The following is a 22282-nucleotide window of genomic DNA, read 5'->3' as shown; positions in this document are numbered from 1 at the left end:
GTCGTAGGCTCGCCAGGGTGATGTCTTCTCGCCCCTCCCACTCGGCGGAAACCACCCCGGTCGGCCCGGCGCCATCCAGCTCACACGGCCCGCAGTACCGTCCGGGCGCTGGGGTGGCTCTGTTGACCACCGGAGCTGCGTCGACGCAGATCGGGGCAGCCTGCGCCGCCATGGTGATAGCGCCGCTGGGTATTCCCGCGGTCGTCGCTATCCGGCAGCTCGTGATGTCTCTGATGCATGTGCCGCTTGCATGGAGGTATCTCCGCAGGGCAAGATCTCGCGACTTGGCCTGGGGAGTGCTGGTGGCTTTGCCACTCGCAGGCATGAACACGGCGATATATGCCGCCATCGCTGAGATCGGAGTGGGTCTTGCGGTGACGCTGGAGTTTTTGGGACCGCTTATTTTAGCGGTGATCGCCACCCGCAATCTGATCGGCGTTCTATGCGCCGGCGCAGGTTTTGCCGGAATGATTCTGGTCACCGGGCCCCAGGGGTCCGCGACGCCCGCCGGAGCGTTCTTCGCCTTGCTGGCAGCGCTGTGCTGGGCACTCTATCTGGCGGCAGCACGGTCTGCCGGCCGGCGCTTAGAGGGTCTTGCCCCGTCTGCCATCGCCGCGGTCTGCACCACCGCGCTATTCGGTCCGATCGCGTTAGCCACCATGGATTTTGGAGCGGTTACCGTGCCCATCATGGCGCTAGCACTGCTCGCGGGGTTACTGTCCTCGGCGATTCCGTACGCAGCGGATGTACTGGCGTTGCGCAGATTACCGCTCGGCATCGCATCAACCTTAATGAGCCTGCACCCCGCCTGCGCGGCCCTGGCCGGTGCCATCATCTTGGGGGAAAAGCTCACACCCGCCGATCTGACGGGACTTGCCCTCATTAGCGTTGCTAACGTCGTAGCGGTCGCCGCGGGTATGCGCGGAACGGGTTCGCCCGCGCGTGGACGATCTTTACTACTTAAACGTTCGCGAAAACCGTCAAAGGACGAACCATCCAATAACTAAAAGACCTTAGTGTAAAAGACCCTAGTGATGGGACTGACCGCCCCTACCTTTCGGGTAAAGACAGCTCCTGATGCGTGGCGGTGCGCAGCGGAGAGATAAGGAACGGGGACGCAATAACTCCAAGGGCGGAGATCCCGGCCATGAGTACGAAGGTCAGCGTGGGGGAAGTTTGGAAAAATACTCCGGCCAGAGCGGTGGCTGCGGCGGTTCCTATACCGGTGCCTAGTGCGGCGTAGGCACTTTGAGCGGGCGTGACCAAATGTGGCGGAACATGGCGACGCAGGAACTGAAGGAACCCAATTTGCATGAGAGCGAATGTGAGCCCGTGGAGCGTCTGGGAAGCCAGAAGCAGACCAGCATTGGTGCTGAAGGCCCACACTAGCCACCTCAGAACACCTGCGGCCGCGGCAACGCCCAGCAGCCAGGGGATGGACATGGAATCGGCTTTTCGACCCGATAACTGAAAGACCACCATTTCGCTAATCGGCGCCACAATGAGCGTGATGCCGATGAGCTGGTCACTAATCCCAAGATCCTGAAGCCGCAAGGCGCCGAAGGCGTAATACGCGCCGTGCGCGCTTTGGGTCACGATCACGATGATCAAAACCACCCAGAAAAGGCGCCTGCCGACGAGTTCACCCCACGAACCGAGTGGCCCAGACGTTTGCTGCGCGAGCACCTCATCACGCAGCGGGCGCAGCGCCAGCACAGACATCGCGGCGCACCCGAATAAAAACAGCCAGATCAGACTTTCATTGCCGAAGTATTCGGACACCAATGCGTTGACAATTGTGCCGATCACAAACCCTGCTGAACCGAACAGACGAGTCGGGCCGTACGCAAAATGGCCACGCTGGGCGCCGAGCGTCCCGATGGTCTCAAGCACAGGCATCATGGTCGGATACAAAATGCCGAAGGCGGAGGAGACCACGATCAGCGATACATACCCCATATCGGGGACGAACAGAATTCCGCAGGCAAGGCTCAACCATCCGAGCGCGCGCGTTAACCGCAAAATGCCGACGTGCCGGTTGACGAGAGGGAACAGTACGGCGACTGCTAACCCTCGGGTCACGAGCGAAGCAGTGATGGACATGCCGATTTCAGTGGGATTGAAACCTCGGGCGTTGAGGTAAATACCCCAATAGGACAGGAAGGTCACCCAGCTGAAGTAGAAAACGAAAAACTGGACTCGCATCCAGGAACGCACATGGACCTCGAACGAACGCAGGGACAGGGATGGAACCACGCTAATACGTCGTGGGTTTCAAAGGTAGCTGGAATAGTGCCGTCTCTGGGAGAGGCAGAGCACGTAGGCGCGGACAAAATTTTCACGACCGGCGAGGAGCAAGCGTCTTTCGTGTCGTGTGTCTCACGACCTTCTCGGGCAATCGGTATGGCGTCCCTATACTGGGTGGCGCCGTGACGTGCGCTAACAGGAGGTTGCGATGAGTGGCGAATATGCCCGGGATAATGCCGGTGACCAGGCCAAGATCGCAGCTGACGCTACCCAGCAAGCTGCCTCTGAGCCCCCGAAAACAGCGAGTGGCGCAGGGCTGGATGTCGCGGCATTGCGCGCTGATTTCCCGATTCTGAACCAAACGTTGACGGATTATGAAGACGGGCAGGAACGTCGCCTGGTCTATTTGGATTCGGGAGCCACTGCCCAGCATCCAGAGCAGGTCCTTGCCGCCGAGATGGAGTACCTGCGTACGGCGAATGCCGCGGTAAAACGGGGTGCCCACCGCATGGCTGAAGCCTCCACAGATGCCTATGAAACTGCCCGGGGTACGCTTGCGCGGTTTGTGGGTGTGGCGAATCCGGATGAGCTGATCTTCACCAAAAACGCGACAGAATCCTTGAATCTTGTGGCGTACTCCTTGAGCAACAGTGGCCCGAACATCCCGGACGCACTCACTCTGCGCGAGGGCGACGAGGTGCTGGTCACGGAAATGGAGCATCACGCCAATCTTGTGCCCTGGCAAGAGGCGTGCCGACGCACCGGGGCGAGGCTTCGCTGGATCCCGTTGACAGATGACTTCCAACTTGACCTCAGTGATCTGGGTTCCCTCTTGACAGAGCGGACCAAGGTGTTGGCGCTGACTCATCAGTCCAATGTGCTTGGCACCGTTAATCCGGTGGCAGATCTGGCCAGGGCTGCCCACGACGTCGGAGCGCTGGTTGTTCTGGATGCTTGCCAGTCCGTTCCGCATATGCCAGTGGATCTGGCCGCGCTGGGAGTGGACTTCGCCGCGTTTTCGGGACATAAAATGCTGGGGCCAACCGGGATCGGCGCTCTATGGGGTCGGTATGATCTCCTGGCCGAGATGCCGCCATTTTTGACCGGTGGATCCATGATCGAAGTGGTCCACATGGATCATTCCACCTATGCTGCCCCGCCAGCCCGGTTCGAGGCGGGCACCCCGATGGTTTCGCAAGCGGTGGGGTTGGCAGCAGCTGCTGACTATCTCAGCCGTCTCGGGATGGATAACGTGGCCGCTCATGGCCGGGCATTGACCCAGCGTGCGCTCACGGGGCTCGAAGAGATCCCTGGTATCCGGATCATTGGGCCCGGGGCAGAAGCGAACCGAGCGGGTGCTGTCTCCTTTGACCTGGCTGGGCGGCATCCGCACGACGTCGGCCAACTTCTGGATTCCCGGGGGGTTGAGGTCAGGGTCGGGCATCACTGCGCGTGGCCACTGCACCGGCGCTATGGTCTGAACGGCACCACCCGGGCATCCTTTTCTGTCTATTCCACCGCGGATGATGTCGATGCGCTGATCGACGCCGTCCGCTACACCATCGACTTCTTTGCGAGGTTCTGAGCGTGTCGGCGAATCTGAACTCCCTGTACTCCTCGATCGTTTTTGAACACGATCGCAGACCGCAAAACGCGGGACTGCGCGAACCGTACGAGTCGGAGGTTCACCATGTGAACCCGACCTGCGGTGACGAGCTCACCATGCGTTTGCACCTGTCAGGGGAGGGGCCGCAGGCCATCATCGAAGATATTAGTTACGACGCCGTGGGCTGCTCTATGTCGCGAGCCTCCGCGTCGATTATGAGTGATCTTCTGATCGGGCAAACCCTGGAACAAGCGCAAAAAATTTACGACAGTTTCGCCACCGCGATGGCCTCCCGAGGGCAAGATCCGGGAGATGAGGACATGATCGGTGACGGTATCGCGCTGGTGGGGGCATCAAAGTTTCCCGGCCGGGTGAAGTGCGTCTTGCTCGCGTGGAAAGCTTTTGAGGCCCTTCAGGTTGAGGCCCAGGCGGTTTTAGCACGGTCAGAGCGCGACCAGAATCAGGTTTCGTGATGAACGGCCCAGGCGAGCTAACGGTCGCTGACGTCATCGAGTTTTTAGAAGGGACCCACCCCTTGGCCTGGGCCGAAGACTGGGATCAGGTGGGACTGGCGGTTGGTGATCCGCACGCGCAGGTTCAAAGGGTTCTGCTCGCCGTTGACCCGACGATTGCCGTCGCCGAGCAGGCCGCTAGTGTTCCCGGGACCCTGCTCATTACCCATCACCCGTTGCTTCTGCGCGGTATTCACGCGGTGACTCCGCTGACCGGCAAAGGAGCGGTGATTACGCGGTTGCTGTCTGCGCAGTGCGCCCTGTGGTGCGGGCACACCAATGTTGATCGCAGCGCGCAGGGAACTAATGCCGCGCTCGGCGATCTGCTCGACCTGCACAACACCTCGCCACTGCAGCCTCCCCGGTCTGAGGACACAGGACTCGTGGGCCTCGGACTCGTCGGCGATCTCAGGGTTGCACAGTCCGTCCAGTCTCTGGCAGCCCGGCTCGCCGAAGCGCTGCCACGCACGGTCCAAGGTGCTAAATATACGGGCGATCCTCACCGCATTGCCCGACGGGTTGCCCTATGTTCCGGTGCGGGTGACTCGCTGCTTGAGACCGCAACTCACACCGGTTGCGACGTTTATATTACTTCTGACCTGCGGCATCACCCCGCGCTTGAACATTTGGAAAGCTGCGGTGGGGGTAAGGTTCCTGCCCTGATCGACGTTCCGCACTTCGCAAGTGAGTGGATGTGGCTACCGGGTGCCAAGGCATCCCTGGCGGCATTCATGGCTGAGCGCGGGTTGAGCTGCCCCGTGGAGGTCAGCGAGCTGTTGACCGACCCGTGGACGGGCGCCGAACTCGGCTAGAAAACCGGTGCGAAATTCGGATAAAGCGCTGGTTCGGGCTAGCCAGAAAGTTAGTCCGCTCGCTAACTACGATCCACGATGGTCAGGACGCCTCCGTTGGTCTCCACCGCTAGGTCGAGAGGGGTATCCGCGCTCGCTCCAGTTGCAGTAAACGCACCCGCATCAATACCGTCGACGACGATCTGGGCTACATCCTCGAGATCCGTCGGCCTGGCACCCGAGGCGAGCAGAATCCGAGTGACCAACCCGCGGTAACGCTTGGCAGCGTGGCTAATGACCTTGCGACGACCCCGCACATCGCGTTCGGCTCGCACCCCGATAGCGTGGCGAAGCGGAGGCATTCCCTGGTAGCCACCTGAACGGCAATCGAGGACGAACTCATCGCGCAGTGCCTCCGTTTCCGAGGCGAGATGTTTTTTCCACCAGATCCCCACCGTTCCGATTCCAGCCAATTTGCTGGAACAGGACAGACGGTAGGCCGGGATCAGATCGTCGTGAGAGAGCACTCCAAACAGAGCCGATGCAATCAGCACCCTCACCCCAGGCTGACCGTCTGGATGACCATCCCGTCCCCCGCTTCCCAAAGCACCGGGCGGGAGCGTGGGAACGTCGAGGGCGTCATACAAAACCCCCGTGTACACCTCCAGCGCAGGCGCCACGGGCTCATCGTCGAGAAAATGCATGGCGTCTAACAGATCGATCCGGGTGGCTGGGATGCCGATCCGCTCGGGTGCATCAACGTCTTCTAAGGTCCTGCTCACAGCGGCCCTGATTTTGGCTCTGGCCTCAGCGAGCTGGGGCCGGGAGACATCGGGGGACTGTCCTAGTGAACTGCTGGTGGCAGGACGGCGTTTAGTTTCAGAGGGTGGAAGCAGGATGATCAACGATCGGTCTTTCACAATGAGGTAGCGAACTTATGAGGGCACGCGCCATAGAGGTCGCGCCCGGTGATATCGCGGGTATCGGTTCGGATATTTTTGAGGCGACGCAGTCTAAGACCTGAAACTGCATATGGTTCGATCAGGGCCAAGCAGGTTGCATAATGCGGGGGAGGGATCACTGGGCTCATGCCAGCCCTGCCCACGGCGGGCCACGAGTCGATCTGAGACTGCCGAGGCTGTGACCGCTGTGTCTTTGAAGCACTCTATGGCGCTCAGCAGCACCGTGTCGGGAAGGGCTGCGTGTCCTTCTCCGTAATCAGCGATCTGAACCACGTGATGAGGGTCTGACTCGAAGACCCCTCGCCCGCAGTGTTCATATCCGCTGGCGAGGAACGGCGCAGTGTGGCTTTGCACATGCCAGTCGGAGGCATTTTGCATATAAAGCAATCTGCGGGGTCTGGATTGTGCAATGGATAGGTCAACCCCTTGCGTGCCCGCCAGCGCCGCCGGTTCCCAGCCATGCTGCGGGAGGTCAAGATCGAACGCCCGGCTCAGATAATTTTTCACGAACTGCGGGTTATAGCGCAGAACATCAGTTTGAGGATTCCACACCAGCACGGATGCCTTCTCTGCGAGGCGATGTCCGTAGTAGAGGGACGCAAACCCGCCACCGGATCCGCCGATGAAAAGCAGTTCAGATCCGGAGACATCTGCGAGGCGCTGGAAAATGCGGGTGAGCTGGTCCTGGAAGGGACCGTATTTATTGCCCGCATACCAGGCCAAACCGAGTGACTCATGCAAGTTCACGGAGGGGTCAGATACCCCGATGAAGCCGAACTGACCAGTCGCGGCTAAACCTCGCCCCGAGAAGAATGGCCCATGTTTGGTCTCCCGTCCCGTGATAGCGCCATTGAAGAACACGGGGGTGACCGGAGCGTTAAGCGGCTGGTCTTTAAACAGCAGATCCAGCGCGGGGCCGTCGCCAAGAGGGATGGTGTGAATCCCATCGGGCCAAGCGTTTGCCTCTACGAATTCCTCGAGACTGCCCCATTCATGATGATCGTCTGGCCAATCGTCATACCGGTTGTCGAGAAAGGGAACAGGGATCGTCATAACGTCAGTGTAGATTCCCGGTCCCAGGCGTGGATGTGAATCCCAGCAGGTGCACCGTTCGTGGCTAAAGCTCTACACTGCATAGTGATCAGTTGGCCGGACGGTTGCGGTGTGCTGTTTTCAATGGCGCACCGAGGAAAGTCCGGGCTCCATCTGGCACGGTGGTGGGTAACGCCCACCCGGAGTGATCCGCGGGACAGTGCCACAGAAAGTAAACCGCCGCCGGTGACGGCGGTAAGGGTGAAAGGGTGGTGTAAGAGACCACCGCGGTTTCGGTGACGGGACCGGCACGGTAAACCCCACCGGGAGCAAGGTCAGACAGGGGATGATTGAGGGTGCCAGCCTGAGTCCCCGGGTAGGCCGCTAGAGGTCGTCGGCAACGGCGATCGAAGATGGATGACCGTCCTCGACAGAACCCGGCTTACAGGCCAACTGATCACAAACGCGCTTCGGCTATGCACACCTGATGCATAGCCGAAGCGCGTTTGTGATGATGCGAACTCCGCAGAGCTAAGCGTTACTTCACACGCTTCTTCTTTTTGCGCACAGCTTTCGCTTCGTGGCGTCCGAGCGCCGCAGCGCCGACAATACCCGCTTCGTTACGCAACTTCGCAGGCACAATTGGAGTCTTCAAATCGAGAAGCGGAAGGAAGCGTGCGTGCTTTTTGGAAATTCCACCGCCGACGATAATCAGATCGGGGTTGAGAATAAACTCGATGTGGGAGTAGTACTCCTGCAACCGCGCGGCCCAGGTCTCCCAATCGAGTTCTTCGCGCTCGCGCACCGAGACCGCCATGTACCGTTCGGCGGCATCGTCGTGGAGAAGAACGTGCCCGAACTCGGTGTTGGGAACTAGCTTTCCATCGATGAACAGGGCGGTGCCCACGCCCGTCCCAAGCGTGGTGACTAGCACGACCCCGTTGTGTCCTTTTCCGGCGCCGAATTCCATTTCTGCGATGCCGGCAGCATCCGCGTCATTGACGACGAACACATCGTGTCCGGTTCGCTCAGTCAATAGGGCATCAACATCGGTGCCAATCCAGGACTTGTCCACGTTGGAGGCGGTGCGGGCTACTCCGTGTTGGATGACGGCTGGAAAGGTGACCCCCACCGCGAGATCGTCGGCGACATCGAAGGCCGAGAGCAGTTCGGCGACGGTGTCGGCGACCGCTTCGGGAACAGAAGGCTGAGGGGTCGGGATCCGAAGCCTCTCAGCCAGAAGCTCACCTTTTTTGACATCGACGGGGGCGCCTTTGATACCGCTGCCGCCAATGTCGATGCCGAAAGCTGTTTTACTCATGTCGTCCTCGTCGGGTCGGTCCGTGGTGAAGGGGTGTGTCTGGAATGTGGCTCCATGTCCAGCAGATCAGGTGCCACCTCTAGTCTCTCAAAGTGCCGTCAGGATCTCGAAACCGTCGTCGGTAATCAAGACCGTGTGTTCAAACTGCGCCGTGTAAGAACGGTCTTTGGTGACGATTGTCCAACCATCGTCCCAGCTTTCCCAATCCTGAGACCCGACCGTAACCATGGGCTCTACCGTTAAGGTCATGCCCGGCATGATCACGTCGTCAAAGGCAGGCGCCGAGTCGTAGTGGGGGATCACCAGGCCGTTATGGAAGCCCGTGCCGATCCCGTGTCCGGTGTAATCGCGCACCGATTCGTAGCCGAAACGCCCGACATAATTTTCGATGACCCTTCCAATCACATTGACCTCGCGCCCCGGCCGGGCGGCCCGAAGTCCTCGCATCATGGCTTCCTTCGTCCGCTCGATCAGCAGTCGAGCTTCCTCGGCGATGTCACCGATGGGGAAGGTCGCGTTGGTATCACCGTGCACCCCGCCGATAAAGGCGGTGACATCGACATTCAGGATGTCACCCTCCACCATCACGGTGGAATCGGGAATCCCGTGACAGATCACTTCGTTCAAGCTCGTGCAGCAAGATTTGGGGAAGTGAAGGTACCCGAGCGTGGACGGATACGCGCCATGATCGCACAGCACCTCGTGAACTACGCGATCAATTTCGTCGGTGCTCACTCCGGGTGCGGCTGCTTTCCCCGCCTCGGCGAGTGCCAAAGCTGCGATCTTTCCGGCCGTGCGCATGGCTTCAATGGTTTCGGTATCTTGCACGTACGGCCCGCTGTCGCTGACGGCCTCGTCTTTACCGACATATTCGGGTCGTGCGATGTTCTGAGGAACGCTGCGGCGAGAGGAGAGGGTGCCGGGTATGAGCACCGCCCTGTCGACCGGACGCAGCCAGGTCTGGTTTACAGTCATGACATCCAGTGTGAACCACCAAACGTCATGTCTGTGCCAAAGGTGCCCGGTGTGTAGGCATAGTCTGGACGTGAAACAGGATTGTGATCTGCTGATCGACACCTGGTGAGAGCGGTAGCGGTCAGACTGGTCACGACAGTAGCTGGTCATAAGAAAGGGAACGCAATGGCTGAGTTCTTTTACAACACTGTCACGGGCCAGGTCGAAGAGGGACAGCAATCACCGGTGCATCAGCTTATGGGACCGTACGCAACGCGTGAAGATGCTGCGCATGCGTTCGAGATCGCTAAGCGCCGCAATGAGGCGTGGGAGGATGACGATCGAGCTTGGGGCGATAAAGACTGATCTTTCACGCCCGCAACGCTGGGGTCGCGCGATGAGCCGGCAACCCCAGCGACGGCTGGTGAGAGACGAGAAGGCGCCCGCCTGTCACTCGAACGAGTGCTCGGCGGTGGGGAATTCTCCCTGAGCAACTTCCCGGTGGTATTCGGCTGCTGCCCGCTCTAAGTCGTGTCCGAGCTGTGCGAACTGCTTGACGAAGCGACCAGAGAACCCTGACATCCCGGCCATGTCTTGCCAGACCAGCACCTGGCCGTTGCAGTCCGGTCCGGCGCCGATCCCGATCGTGGGAATATCCACGACTTCGGTGACACGAGCCGCTACCGATGCGGGTACCAATTCCAGAACGATGGCGAAGGCTCCTGCGTCCTGCAGCGCCAAAGCATCTTCGGCCAGCCGGTCCGCCTCGGACTGTTCACGCCCTTGAACCCTGAACCCGCCCAGCGCGTGCTCTGACTGCGGGGTAAATCCGAGGTGTCCCATCACCGGGATACCGGCTTCGACCAGTGCTGAAACCTGTGGGACTACGCGCTGGCCACCCTCAAGCTTGACCGCGTGAGCACCCGCGCGAAGGAGCTCCGTCCCATGACGTAAAGCGTCCTCAACGCTCGCCTGGTACGAACCGAACGCGAGATCCGAGACAATTAACGGACGGGTCACCGAGCGGGCTACAGCCCCTGTGAACAGCACGATGTCCTCATGGCGGGTATGCACCGTTGAGGGATGCCCCAGCACTACGGTGCCCACGGAATCTCCGACTAGGAGAACTTCGATCCCCGCCCGTTCAAAGGCGGCGGCAGATAGCTGATCGTATGACGTCAGCATGGAAAACCGTCGGCCTTGCCGACGGAAATCGTGAAGATGGCGGATACGGATGCGGGGAATATCCCGGCCAGGTTCGACGTTCATCGGGTTCTCCTTCGTCAGGTTGGGCATAAGCCTAGACTGGACGGCGCTGGGATTGTCTGCTCCGTGTCCCCGAACGTCGATCACCTATGTCACTGGGGTAGGGCAGACTGGGGGTATGGAACGTCATCAGGATTCGGTGCTCCGCGCGGTCGAAGATCGCGATATCCGCTTCATCAGGCTGTGGTTTTGCGATGTGCAAGGGGTTTTAAAGTCCATCGCCATTTCCCCGGCCGATCTCGAAGAAGCCTTCGACGAGGGTATTGGGTTCGACGGATCCACCATTGAGGGACTGACGCGGGCCTATGAGTCCGATATGATCCTTCGCCCCGATCCGGCAACCTTCCAGCTTTTGCCGTGGCGCGGTGAAATCCAGGGGACGGCCCGGATGATGTGCGATGTGCTGACCCCCGACGGGGAACCCGCCGCATCTGATCCCCGCAGAGTCCTTAAGGACGCCCTGGATAAAGCAGAAAAGAAGGGGCTTGAGTTCTTCACCCACCCTGAGATCGAGTTTTATCTGTTCGAGGAGTCCTACCGCGAAGGTCACCCGCTGCGTCCGGTGGATACCGGCGGTTATTTCGACCATGTAGCCCGTGCGGAGGGGCACGATTTTCGACGGCAGGTGATTACCCACCTGGAGTCGATGGGGATTCAAGTTGAGTTTTCTCATCACGAAAATGGCCCCGGTCAAAACGAGATAGACCTGCGGTACGCCGATGCGCTCACCACGGCGGACAACATCGTGACGTTCAGGACCGTGGTCAAGGAGATCGCACTGACCATGGGGCATGTTGCATCGTTTATGCCCAAGCCGATGATCGAGCATCCGGGCTCAGGTATGCACACGCACCTGTCACTGTTTCAGAACGGTAAAAATGCCTTCCATGAGCCGGGAGCCGAGTACGGCCTATCTCGAATAGGCCGACAGTTCATAGCTGGTTTGCTGCGCCACGCCCCGGAGTACTGCGCAGTGACTAACCAGTACGTCAATTCGTATAAACGCCTTTGGGGTGCGCAAGAAGCCCCCAGCTACGTGTGCTGGGGCCACAATAATCGCAGTGCGCTGGTGCGAGTTCCTTTCCACAAACCAACCAAAGGCAATTCGTCGCGGGTTGAATTCCGTGGGCTTGACTCGGCTGCTAACCCCTATCTTGCATTCGCGGTGCTGCTAGCCGCGGGCTTGCAGGGAATCGAAGAAGAATACGAACTGCCGGACGGTGCCGAAGATAATGTCTGGGATCTCAGTGACCGGGAACGACAGTCGCTCGGCTATGAGGCTCTTCCCACGGATTTATTCCGTGCCCTTGAAGAGTTTGAATCCTCTGAGCTGATGGCCCAGACCCTCGGCGAACAGGTTTTTGATTTCTTTGTGCGCAATAAGCGGGAGGAATGGGCCCGATACCGCAGGCAGGTGACCCCATATGAGCTGGCGTCAGCATTCCCTCATCTGTAAGTGCTGAGGGTTGTCGATGGAGCAAAGCACACTTTCTCATGGAGCATTAGCTCGCCTAGGTTTTTCCGATACGACCCGGGCCCAGCGGTTCCTCGCTGATCCTCTGCTCGCGACAATGTCAGAGGCGTCGCTGCGTCGTCTGGCAGACAGCATCGACCCTGACCAAGCCTTAATTGCTCTGCTGCGGCTTGCCGAATCAGCCAACCGCACCCAGACAGAAACCACGCCGCAATCCTCGGGGGCGCAGTCACATCGTGACCCGGATTATCACAAGGTATTTCGAGCACTGTTGCGCGCTGAGAATAATGCGCCGGAGCAGGATGCATGCATCAGAATGATGCGGATTCTTGGGGGTTCCGTCGCGCTCGGTGACGTCCTCGCCCGGCATCCGTCTATTTTGATGCTTTTAGCGTCCGATGAATCTCCGTTCGAGGTGTCGGCTGACGACATTCGCCGGGACATCCTGACAGCAGTAGGGGCTGATCCCGATGAACGCATTCCGGTCGCTACATTGTCTGGTCGACAGGGATGCGATGCCTTAAGGATTGCCTACTACCGCAGACTCATCACCATCGCTGCGTGGGATCTCAGCAGTGATGACCCGGTGGCGATGCAACCGTCGGTCTCTGAAGCACTCGCGGATCTGGCAGGGGCCTCGCTGGAAGCAGCCCTTGCGATTGCCCGCGCGCAAACACCGCAGCATGAACGAGTTCGTCTGGCAATTCTCGCAATGGGTAAGACAGGGGCGCGCGAACTCAATTACATCTCTGACGTTGACGTTCTGTATGTTGCGGCGCCCGCCCCCGCATCAGAGCTGTGCTCACCTTCAGATGCGGTCACGGAAACGGGCCCTGGGCAGGCTGACGCTCACTCCTGCGGTGCTGAACCATCCCGTACCACCTCGTTATCCTCACAAGACAGTCCGCTGAGTAGCGATGACGAGGTGTTGGAAATTGCCGGCGCACTAGCCCGACAGGTCGCTCGGATCTGTTCGGAGCGCACCGCTGAAGGGGCACTCTGGCAGGTGGATGCGAACCTACGCCCCGAAGGTAAAGACGGTCCGCTGGTGCGCACACTCGACTCCTACGCTCGGTACTACCGTCGGTGGGCCGAGTCCTGGGAATTTCAGGCGCTCTTAAAAGCACGGTGCGTGGCAGGGGATAGAGAACTCGGCCAAGGTCTTGAAGATCTCACCAGGCCGATGGTGTGGCAGGCATCCTTCAGAGAAGGATTCGTCGAAGATACTCGTGCAATGCGACGGCGAGTGGTCGATCATATTCCGCGTCGAGAAGTTGACCGGAATGTAAAACTCGGCCCCGGAGGTCTTCGCGACGTTGAGTTCACCGTGCAGTTGTTGCAAATGGTGCACGGACGGGGCGATGACACGGTACGTGCGCGTGGAACGCTGACGGCATTGCGCCAGTTATGCGACGGCGGATATATCGCTCGGCATCATGCCAGTGAACTCGATGAGTCCTACCGCTTTCTGCGCACAGTCGAACACCGACTGCAATTAGCGCGCATGCGACGCACCCAAGTTCTGCCCACCGCCGAGAACGATATCCGCCGTCTTTCACGAGGGGTCGGACTTGATCAGCTCGACTTCCTAACCGCCTATGATCGCATTCGACGCCGGGTGCGGCATCTGCACGAAGAAATTTTTTATCGGCCCCTGCTGCTGACCGCGTCAAACCTCAGCGATGACCAGGTGCGTTTAAGCCCCCAGGCTGCTAGGGATCGGTTAGCGGCCATCGGCTACCGCGACCCGGCTAAAGCAGTTCAGCACATCCAGTCTCTGACCAAAGGTATTTCGCGACGGGCTGCGATTCAGCGGCAGTTACTCCCGTCATTCCTAGAGTGGTTTGCCGAAGGCATAGACCCAGATCTCGGCCTGCTGTCTTTTCGCAAACTATCCGATGAAATTGGTTCCGCGCACTGGTACCTTGCGCTGCTTCGAGACTCGGGAAGCGCAGCCCGGCATCTCACCCGGATTTTGTCGTCATCCCGTTTCGTTGCCGGACAGCTGGAGAAGATCCCCGACGGGGTCCGGTGGTTGGCCCGAGCTGATGATCTGGTTCCCCTTAATCGAGAGGCATTGCAGGCCGAGTTCACCGCGGTCATCCGGCGGCTGGATACCGTGGATGAAGCCGCTGACCTACTTCGCCGTACCCGCAACCGGGAGTTGCTGCGGGTTGCGATGGCTCATCTTTTGGGCCGGCTTACTCCGGCCCAGGTTGCTGCGGCATTAACCGACCTCGCCGGGGCGGTACTAAATGCCGGTGTCTACGTTGCACGATATGCGGTCGCGTGCGAGCAGATCCCTGACGGTCACACCGGGCGCGAGGACGCCATGCCGGCTGACTCTGATCAGACTGCTCGGCATCCCGGAGGCAACAACGGGCCTGGCCAGCAGGGCCCTAGCGCCGACAGCCCCTCTGAGATTGATCGAGGCCATAACGCCGACGGGAACACAGATACAGGCTCACCGTCCACAAACGCTATCAACCCCAGTTTAGGGATTGAGTTTGCGGTGCTTGCCATGGGAAGTTTTGGCGCTGGTGAGATGGGGTATGCTTCCGACGCTGATGTCCAGTTCGTTATCCGGGATGTCGGTGCAGGTGAACGGACGAGTGCACTGGGTATTGCCGTGGCCACCCAGCTCCAACGGCTTCTGAATGCCCCCACGTACGGCGCCGACATGAAGGTCAGTGCCGATCTTCGCCCCGAAGGAAAGAACGGGGTACTTGCACGCACATTCACGTCATTCACGGAATACTACGAGCACCATGCGGAGATATGGGAACGCCAAGCGTTATTACGTGCCACACCAATTGCGGGGGATTCCTCGCTGTGTGAGGATCTTGATCCCGTGCTTGACTCGGTTCGATATCCATGCGGCGGCCTGAGCAAAACAGATATCCGCAGCATTCGCCGTATGAAGGCACGGGTCGAGTCCGAGCGTCTGCCCCGAGGGATGTCGCCGCAGCGCCATCTCAAACTGGGGCGCGGAACGATGACCGACGTGGAATGGGTTGCGCAGCTGATACAGATGCGTCACGCCGATCAGATCCCCGCGCTGCGCGTGACCGGGACGTTGCATGCTTTGCGTGCGGCTCAGGAGGCAGGCCTCATATCCGCGGATGATCTAACTGTTTTATATGAGGCATGGGTCACATCCTGGTCGTTGAGGCGCGCACACTTCCTGTGGAAAGGGCGTATCAGCGATGTGCTTCCCACGGACCGCAATGATTTGCTTGCCCTGGCTCGGCTGCTCTCGGGCCCCGATGCGAGCGCAGCCGGTGTAGAGGAAGATTTTCTGCGTGTCGCCCGCCATGCCCGAACCACCGTGGAGCGCCTTTTCTTTGACGAGACTCCGTAGTGAGCGGCGGCAGGAAACCGCAGCGCGTAAACTCAACGCCCGGTGCCACCGCGTACAGTGGACTCGGCCTATTTCGTAGACGCCACCTCATGTTGACCTGAAGGACTTATGACCACCCCATCATTGAGCGCGAGCACCCCACGCGGACGTATGTACCGGATGGAGCCGGACGGACCGCTGGTTTATCCCTCGATCACGACGGTCGCTGGGATGCGGCACAAAGAGTACCTTCAGGGGTGGTATGCCTCGATGGCGGGCAAACGCGCCGTGGACATGTTTGCATATCTCAATCGCAATCCCGACCGTGCGGGAGCGGAGATCCGCCGCGTCTGCGCCAACCATTGGGGGACCCGTAAAAAAATTGCTGCTGCTGCTGAGGATCATTCCAAAGCGGCCGCTGATTTTGGCACTCTGGTTCACGCTCTATGTGAGGACTGGGAGCGCAGTGGCGCGAGGCCAGATCATGATTCAATCGTGGCTCGAGCGACCGCCATGCGCACTGAGGGTGCTTTTAGCACTGAACGAGATTTACCCGATCTACTTCGCCGGGTAGGGACCAGGCTCGATGGCTTCGCGGGTTTTCTCGACGATTACCAGCCGGAATTTGTGGAAATTGAACAGACGGTCGTTAACCAGACCGTTGGGTATGCGGGAACAACTGACTGTCTGGTGCGGATTGGCGGTGCCATGCTCAGTGGTGACATTAAAACCTCCAAGCGGGTGCACGGTGACTATGCGCTGCAAGGGGTTGCGGTTGTTCATGCGGAGAACTTGCTCGATAACGATGGAACCCTGCGAGACATGCCTGAACTGACCGGGGCTTTCATCATCCATCTTCCAGAAGCTGGGGGATATCGCGTTGTTCCCTTAGCCACCACAGAAAAGGAGTTCGCGGTGTTTTGTGCGTTGCGGGCGGCCTGGGCTTTTGATCCGGAGGCCTGTGCCTTGCAGGAGGTGTCCTCTCCAAAAGAACTCCTGGTGACGATGCTGCGCGCTAAAGGTGGCCTCGGGACAGTGTGAAAGTGCGTGACCTTGGTGACCTCCGCCTACTTTGGTTCTGTTGCCCAATAGACCTGGGAACCAGAGGGTCGGGCCGCCATCACGCTAAATAGCTGATTTTCGGGTGGCCCGAGAACTGGACACCTTGATATCGGTACCCAGGCACGGCACTGGTCCAACGCGATGTCTGACAGCGAACTCTGACAAGCACGCGCCACCCCAGATTATCGGCCCTGCCCGTCTCTGCCCGTCTACGTCCCTGGGCGCAGCAGCCCTCGTTCACGAGCGGCGGCGACGGCACCGGTCCGGGATGACACGTGAAGCTTGCTAAAGATGTGGACCAGGTGGGTCTTGACCGTCGCCTGCGACAAAAACAGAGTCTTGGCGATATCTGCATTCGTGTGGCCCTGGGCCACGAGATGCAGAACGTCGAGCTCTCGACGCGATAGCTCCGATGCGGGTGCGGTACCCCGCGCAGCTAGCCTTTTAGCCACCCGACGATCCACAGCATCCCGACCAGCCGCCGCTTGCCGAATAGCGCTGAGCAGCTCCTGCGGTGGAAGATCCTTCAGCAGATAGGATCGGGCCCCTGCGTCCAGGGCTTCGAGCACGTCTTGGTCGTTGTCGTAGGTGGTTAGCACAATCACGACGGGCGTTGGTTCCAAAGCGAGCAGCGCCGGTATGACATCCGTTCCCCGCTCTGTGTGGCCGTGATACTGCAAGTCCAGCAACACCACATCTGCACGATGCAGCCGTGCCTGGCTGAGAGCCTCCGCAGCTGTGGCGGCCTCGGCAACAACCGTGAGGTCTGGCGCCGCGTCTAGAACTCCGCGCAAACCCATTCGGACAATGGCGTGGTCATCGGCAATGAGAACGGTGGTCTGGGTTGATGTCATGGCGTGTCTCCTCGCCGACAGGGGGCATCATGCGCAACAGATGGTGTGTGACCGGACGGAGAATCCTCACGAACAGTGGGCCTGGTGCTACCAGCGGAGGGAACACCGGAGGATTCGATGGTGAGCGGAAGACTCAGCTGCACTGCGGTTCCGCCGTCGGGCTCGGACTCCACCAGCAAAGTTCCGCCAAGGGCACGAGCTCGCGCTTTAGCGGACTTTAGTCCGTAACCGTCTTGGGTACCGGGCGGTATTCCAATTCCGTTGTCGACAATATCGAGCAGGAGATGGTCATCTTCGATAGACAGGGTCAGAACGGCTCTGCGGGCGTCGGCATGCCGCACCACATTCGCCATAGAGGACTGAGCGATTCGTAAAACTGTGAGCACGAAATGCTGGGGGAGAGTGGTAAGCCGTGCGGTGACACCAGCGTCGATACGCACCTCAGTGTCGAGATGATTGACGGCTTGAGCTGATGCGGCAAGAGAGCGCAATTCACCGGGAAGATCGCATCCTCTCAGCGGTGGCGCCGCCGTCGCATCGACAAAACTTCGAGTCTGTGCACTGGTTTGCCGAGCGGCTTCCCGTGCAGATTCCACGCGTTCGAGCGCCTGAGACGTATCTCCCCGCAATAGGTCCGCGTGAGCAGTGTCGAGCAGCATATGGATGCTGATGGCGGATTGAGCCACGGTGTCATGCAGTTCCCGGGCGATTCGGTCGCGTTCTTCAGCGATGCCGGCCGCACGCTGTTGTGCAGCCAGTTCATGTTGGGTTGCGAGCAGCTCCCTCGCCAGGGCAGTGCGCTGAGCTATTTCGCGCTGAAGTGTCTGGTACGACAGCACCACCGCGGCGGCAACGAGGGCGCCGATGACCGGCCCAATCACCTCACCAGCGTGTAGCTCACCGAAATGAATAGCGTAGCCACCAATGCCAATACAGCTCACTAAGGCTAGCGCAATAACGCCGCCGACCAGCGGTAAAGCGTACATGACTACAAAGTCCAGGGCGAAGGCTAACCAGGCCGCATTGGGGGTGAAGCAAAACGTCAGGGTCCACAAGCCGATGGTGAGCGCAATGTACGGTGCCGCTTTCCAACGGTGCTGACCAGACCGTGATTGCCGGAGATATCGTCGGGCCCCGATGGAGTACACGGCGATCAGGCAGAGCATGGCGGATACAAACCAGCCGCCATCGCCCTGGATATGTCCCCGCACGCTAGATAGCACCAGCACGACAACGCACAGCACATAAAAAAGCATGTGCACCATCCACCGCAGCATTCGATCTAACACGATCGGGCTGCGATCATGGCCAAGGAATTCTACGTCGTGTACATCAGAATGTGGCTGTATGGAGTGGGCCGGCGAGCCGGGCGGATTCAAGGGGGCAGGTCGGCCTCGCAGGCCCAAACGCGATACGAGTTTCATCGGATTGGAATCGGCTGCTTGACGGCACGCAACGCACGGGCATGTGTCGTCCATGGCACAGGCACCGTGAATAGCTCGACATTGTCTGCGACGAATAGCTCGACGTTGTCTGCGACGAGGCCGGCTATTCGTGACATAGGCCAAGCGTAGCAACCGTCACCCCTCGCACAGTGCGGCGACGACACTGTTATCACGGGATGAGTATGTGGGAATGTATAGAAGAAGTCTGAGGCAAATGCCGAGGTACCTGACTCCCCTGAGGTGAATCCCGGCGCGTATTAGCGGTACCTCGCGCGCATTGGTCGGAACCGTATATATAAGGTACATATTCCGCATGCATACCGTATAGATAAAGGCCCGGTCCGAAGCCCATCTTTGGCGATGGCGTCGAACCGGGCCCTATGCTTAAATCGGTAATTAACCTACCGGTGTGCTCTGGTTGACACGGAAGTGCTCACCACAGCAAACCTCAGCTACGAAAACCGACGAAGCTGCGCCGACATCCAAGAACATCGGCGCAGCGGCCAGTTTTAGATGTCGTAGTACAGCTCAAACTCGTGCGGATGCGGACGGAAGCGGAACGGATCAATCTCATTCTTCCGCTTGTAGTCGATCCAGGTCTGGATCAGATCCTCGGGGAATACATCGCCCTCGGTGAGGTAGTCGTGATCCTTCTCCAGAGCATCCAACGCTTCTCCGAGCGAAGCGGGAAGCTGCTTGATCTGCGCGTGCTCATCCGGCGGGAGCTCGTAGAGATCCTTATCAATCGGCTCGGGCGGCTCGATGCGGTTACGGATACCGTCGATTCCCGCCATCAACTGAGCGGCGAAGGACAGGTACGGGTTTGCCGACGGGTCAGGGGCGCGGAATTCAATGCGCTTGGCCTTGGGGGAGGAACCCGTCACCGGGATACGGATGCAGGCTGAGCGGTTGCGAGCCGAATACACCATGTTGACAGGTGCCTCAAAGCCGGGGACGAGACGCTTGTACGAGTTCACGGTCGGGTTGGTGAACGCGACCAGCGACTCCGCATGCTCGATGAGTCCGCCAATGTACCAGCGAGCAATATCAGACAAGCCGCCGTATCCACGCTCATCGTAGAACAGGGGTTCACCGTTCTTCCACAGCGACTGGTGGGTATGCATCCCCGAACCGTTGTCGCCGAACAGCGGCTTCGGCATGAAGGTGGCGGTTTTACCAGCTAGCCAGGCCACATTCTTGATGACGTACTTGAACTTCATCACGTCATCGGCGCCCTGCAGGAGCGTGTTGAAGCGGTAGTTGATCTCCTGCTGACCCGCGGTTCCCACCTCGTGGTGGGCACGTTCTACCTCAAGGCCGACCTGGCCCAGGGTGGTGACCATTTCGTCGCGTAGATCGGCCATCTGATCATTCGGCGGCACCGGGAAATACCCACCCTTGAGGCGGGTCTTGTATCCCTGGTTTCCGAAGTCTTCTTCGCGGCCCGTGTTCCAGACTGCTTCGTCTGAGTCAATGGAGTAGAAGCCGTGGTTAATGTCGGTCTTAAACCGCACATCATCGAAGATGTAGAACTCGGCCTCAGCAGCAAAATTTGCGGTATCCGCGATACCCGTTGACGCGAGGTATTCCTCGGCCTTCTTAGCCACGGTGCGAGGGTCGCGGCTGTAGGGCTCGTCGGTGAAGGGATCGACAATCGAGAAGTTGATGATCAGCGTCTTACGTTCGCGGAACGGATCAACGTAAGCGGTTTTCAAGTCGGGTACGAGCTTCATATCGGACTCGTGGATGGCCTGAAAACCTCGAATTGACGAGCCATCAAAAAGCTGGCCCGTCGCCATGGCTTCCTCATCGAAGGTCGCCGCGGGCACATTGAAGTGCTGCATGACACCCGGCAGGTCGCAGAAACGGATGTCGACGAACTCGACGCCCTCTTCTTCGATAAATTTCACTGCCTCACTAGGATTGCTGAACACAAATACCTCCATCCGCGCGGCTATGGGCGCGCGACTCTTGATCCTCTAGGGCGGTGAATAAAGTGATCCACTGTGTCAGGGCATAGCGCCCGTCATGTCACCGGGCCAATGGTCCGGATGCTACTGATCCTAGTGCTCTCACGTTGCGGATGTCGGCCGTTCCACATAGTGTGCGCTCGTGGTGGAACGCAAAGATCTCGGTTCATGGCTCGAAGGGCCGCCTCGCGATGAAACCTATGTGCCCGGCAGCGCATTCGGTTTACCCGCTGCTGGTCCAGGCTCGGTGGCGGGGCGAGGGCGTCGAGCGCTCAGTCTCATCATTGATTACGCTCTGGCGGCCGTGACCTCATATCTGTTCTTCGGTTATTCGGCGCTGTCTATCTGGGTTCTGTTTGTGAGCATCAATATTGTGATGCTGACCTTGTTTGGCGCGACCATCGGTCAGTTCGTCTTAGGGCTCAGGGTGCTTCCTGTCCGCAAGCGCTGGCCGATGATTATGCGTGCTCTAGTGCGCACCGCTTTGCTCATGCTGGTAGTCCCGCTCTTGATCTGGACTCGCGATCGCCAAGCTGGGCACGACTTCGTGGCGGGAACCGCGGTGATTAAAGCGCAATGAGCGCGCCATCGCTACTGCGGTGGCGCGCTCGAAACAGCGTGTGCTGGGGAGAGTGCGTTCGGGCTGGCCAAAGCGGGTCAGCGGATACTGGGCTGCCTGGCCGACGCGAATCACGCCCAACCGAGGTCGATCAGCGACCGCGAAGCGCTTTGCGGTTGGGGCGGACCCGCATGGGATCAACACCCTTAGGGATAGCCTGGCGGATCGGGCCCGGCATGGCGTGCAGACGGCGGGCAACCTCAGCGGCTTCCTGTTTCGTGAGCACGCCCCGCTTGCGCTGAAGCCGACTAGCAATTTTGTGCAGCGGAATCTCGCCGTCGCCGTCACCCATGGTGATCCGATGAATAGGCACATTTGGAAGCAGCCGACTAAGCCGGGTTTCTTCCTTATCCATCAGACGCTTCACCCGGTTGGACGAGCCTTCACCCACCAACGCAATGCCTGCGCGGCCGCTCGCACGGAAGATCATGTCTTGGCTGCGCGGGTCAATCTGGCATGGCTCATCCTCAATGTTCCAGCCCCGCCGGATGGATTGCATGGCCGCCAGGGCCGCCCCCTTTTGGCCCTTGATCTGAGCGTAGGCAGCAGCTTCTGCTTTGCGCGCCAAAACAAACATGGCGCCGAGAATGCCAAAGAGCAGTCCCACAAAGCCCACGTAGTAGGGGTGGTTGATGATCAGGCCGATGATGACCCCGATGATGATGGCGCCGAGCAGCACGGCGATCATAATCGGCACCGTGGAACGATCCGCTTTCTGGGTAAAGCGAAGTACTTCCACGATCTGCTTCAGACGGCCCTTTTTCTTAGGCTTCTTCTGATCTGCGGAAGAGGAGGTCTTGTCGGTCTTTTTAGCGGCCATCGGTGTC

20 protein-coding genes and 1 other RNA gene are annotated in these 22282 nt (G+C 59.4%); 10 read left to right on the top strand and 11 right to left on the bottom strand.

The features are described from left to right. Positions 1-20: 20 nt before the first annotated feature. Complete coding sequence (locus BN1724_RS02425; RefSeq protein ID WP_058234078.1) at positions 21-1007, top strand: EamA family transporter; 987 nt, start codon at positions 21-23, stop codon at positions 1005-1007. Between the two features lie 43 nt (positions 1008-1050). Here the strand turns inward: BN1724_RS02425 and BN1724_RS02420 are convergent, their stop codons facing one another. After that, positions 1051-2256, bottom strand: a complete 1206-nt coding sequence (locus BN1724_RS02420) for an MFS transporter (RefSeq protein ID WP_231928133.1) — start codon at positions 2254-2256, stop codon at positions 1051-1053. 199 nt (positions 2257-2455) lie between these two features. On the opposite strand from BN1724_RS02420, the gene BN1724_RS02415 reads away from it, so the two are divergent. The 3 genes from BN1724_RS02415 to BN1724_RS02405 are packed head-to-tail and all read left to right on the top strand — an operon-like array spanning position 2456 to position 5177. Further along, the gene (locus BN1724_RS02415; protein WP_084252685.1) at positions 2456-3832 is read left to right on the top strand and encodes an aminotransferase class V-fold PLP-dependent enzyme; all 1377 of its coding nucleotides are present in this window, start codon (positions 2456-2458) and stop codon (positions 3830-3832) included. Positions 3833-3834: 2 nt separating this feature from the next. After that, positions 3835-4326 (top strand): Fe-S cluster assembly sulfur transfer protein SufU, encoded by a 492-nt coding sequence (gene sufU, locus BN1724_RS02410; RefSeq protein WP_058234077.1) that lies wholly within the window; start codon positions 3835-3837, stop codon positions 4324-4326. Beyond that, positions 4326-5177 (top strand): Nif3-like dinuclear metal center hexameric protein, encoded by an 852-nt coding sequence (locus BN1724_RS02405; protein WP_058234076.1) that lies wholly within the window; start codon positions 4326-4328, stop codon positions 5175-5177. Before sufU ends, BN1724_RS02405 begins: the two co-directional genes overlap by 1 nt. A 62-nt stretch (positions 5178-5239) precedes the next feature. Here BN1724_RS02405 and BN1724_RS02400 read toward each other — a convergent pair whose 3' ends face one another. Both BN1724_RS02400 and BN1724_RS02395 read right to left on the bottom strand, forming a co-directional pair. Continuing rightward, positions 5240-6076, bottom strand: a complete 837-nt coding sequence (locus BN1724_RS02400; protein WP_172797067.1) for a YaaA family protein — start codon at positions 6074-6076, stop codon at positions 5240-5242. Positions 6077-6169: 93 nt separating this feature from the next. After that, a complete protein-coding gene (locus tag BN1724_RS02395) occupies positions 6170-7171 on the bottom strand; it encodes a hypothetical protein (RefSeq protein WP_058234074.1) in 1002 nt (333 codons plus the stop codon). An 88-nt stretch (positions 7172-7259) separates the two neighbouring features. Between BN1724_RS02395 and rnpB the strand changes: the two genes are divergently transcribed. Continuing rightward, an RNA gene (gene rnpB, locus BN1724_RS02390) (RNase P RNA component class A) lies at positions 7260-7611 on the top strand. Between the two features lie 77 nt (positions 7612-7688). Here rnpB and ppgK read toward each other — a convergent pair. Beyond that, positions 7689-8471 carry a polyphosphate--glucose phosphotransferase gene (gene ppgK / locus BN1724_RS02385; protein ID WP_058234073.1) on the bottom strand — a complete coding sequence of 261 codons (783 nt, stop codon included), beginning with the start codon at positions 8469-8471 and terminating at the stop codon, positions 7689-7691. An 87-nt stretch (positions 8472-8558) separates the two neighbouring features. Beyond that, positions 8559-9446: a type I methionyl aminopeptidase gene (map, locus tag BN1724_RS02380; protein ID WP_058234072.1), complete on the bottom strand. Its 888-nt coding sequence runs from the start codon at positions 9444-9446 to the stop codon at positions 8559-8561. Between the two features lie 165 nt (positions 9447-9611). Here map and BN1724_RS02375 point away from each other — a divergent pair, with 165 nt between their 5' ends. Continuing rightward, on the top strand, positions 9612-9791 hold the full coding sequence (locus BN1724_RS02375) for a hypothetical protein (protein ID WP_058234071.1): 180 nt from the start codon (positions 9612-9614) through the stop codon (positions 9789-9791). An 84-nt stretch (positions 9792-9875) separates the two neighbouring features. Here the strand turns inward: BN1724_RS02375 and panB are convergent, their stop codons facing one another. Next, positions 9876-10694 carry a 3-methyl-2-oxobutanoate hydroxymethyltransferase gene (panB, locus tag BN1724_RS02370; RefSeq protein ID WP_058234070.1) on the bottom strand — a complete coding sequence of 273 codons (819 nt, stop codon included), beginning with the start codon at positions 10692-10694 and terminating at the stop codon, positions 9876-9878. 115 nt (positions 10695-10809) lie between these two features. On the opposite strand from panB, the gene glnA (BN1724_RS02365) reads away from it, so the two are divergent. The 3 genes from glnA (BN1724_RS02365) to BN1724_RS02355 all read left to right on the top strand — a co-directional run bounded on the left by glnA (BN1724_RS02365) (position 10810) and on the right by BN1724_RS02355 (position 16546). Further along, the gene (glnA, locus tag BN1724_RS02365; protein ID WP_058234069.1) at positions 10810-12147 is read left to right on the top strand and encodes a type I glutamate--ammonia ligase; all 1338 of its coding nucleotides are present in this window, start codon (positions 10810-10812) and stop codon (positions 12145-12147) included. Between the two features lie 16 nt (positions 12148-12163). Next, positions 12164-15526 (top strand): bifunctional [glutamine synthetase] adenylyltransferase/[glutamine synthetase]-adenylyl-L-tyrosine phosphorylase, encoded by a 3363-nt coding sequence (locus BN1724_RS02360; RefSeq protein ID WP_231928132.1) that lies wholly within the window; start codon positions 12164-12166, stop codon positions 15524-15526. A gap of 108 nt (positions 15527-15634) precedes the next feature. Further along, complete coding sequence (locus BN1724_RS02355; RefSeq protein ID WP_058234067.1) at positions 15635-16546, top strand: hypothetical protein; 912 nt, start codon at positions 15635-15637, stop codon at positions 16544-16546. 230 nt (positions 16547-16776) lie between these two features. Here the strand turns inward: BN1724_RS02355 and BN1724_RS02350 are convergent, their stop codons facing one another. From BN1724_RS02350 to glnA (BN1724_RS02340), 4 genes are all read right to left on the bottom strand, one after another. Then, positions 16777-17421, bottom strand: a complete 645-nt coding sequence (locus BN1724_RS02350) for a response regulator (protein WP_058234066.1) — start codon at positions 17419-17421, stop codon at positions 16777-16779. Further along, entirely contained in the window at positions 17418-18686 is a 1269-nt protein-coding gene (locus BN1724_RS02345; protein WP_172797066.1) for a sensor histidine kinase, read from the bottom strand. Before BN1724_RS02345 ends, BN1724_RS02350 begins: the two co-directional genes overlap by 4 nt. Positions 18687-18841: 155 nt before the next feature. After that, on the bottom strand, positions 18842-18982 hold the full coding sequence (locus tag BN1724_RS13045) for a hypothetical protein (protein ID WP_172797065.1): 141 nt from the start codon (positions 18980-18982) through the stop codon (positions 18842-18844). Positions 18983-19375: 393 nt separating this feature from the next. Then, on the bottom strand, positions 19376-20800 hold the full coding sequence (glnA, locus tag BN1724_RS02340) for a type I glutamate--ammonia ligase (RefSeq protein WP_058235708.1): 1425 nt from the start codon (positions 20798-20800) through the stop codon (positions 19376-19378). Positions 20801-20978: 178 nt separating this feature from the next. Between glnA (BN1724_RS02340) and BN1724_RS02335 the strand changes: the two genes are divergently transcribed. Next, on the top strand, positions 20979-21416 hold the full coding sequence (locus BN1724_RS02335; protein WP_058234064.1) for an RDD family protein: 438 nt from the start codon (positions 20979-20981) through the stop codon (positions 21414-21416). A gap of 130 nt (positions 21417-21546) precedes the next feature. On the opposite strand, the gene BN1724_RS02330 is transcribed toward BN1724_RS02335, so the two are convergent. Beyond that, entirely contained in the window at positions 21547-22275 is a 729-nt protein-coding gene (locus BN1724_RS02330) for a DUF4191 domain-containing protein (protein WP_058234063.1), read from the bottom strand. Between the last annotated feature and the right edge of the window lie 7 nt (positions 22276-22282).

The sequence above is a fragment of the Devriesea agamarum genome, from assembly GCF_900070355.1.
Classification (GTDB): domain Bacteria; phylum Actinomycetota; class Actinomycetes; order Actinomycetales; family Dermabacteraceae; genus Devriesea; species Devriesea agamarum.
The sequence above is the reverse complement of the archived record's forward strand: the minus strand, read 5'-3'. Positions and strand labels throughout refer to the sequence as shown.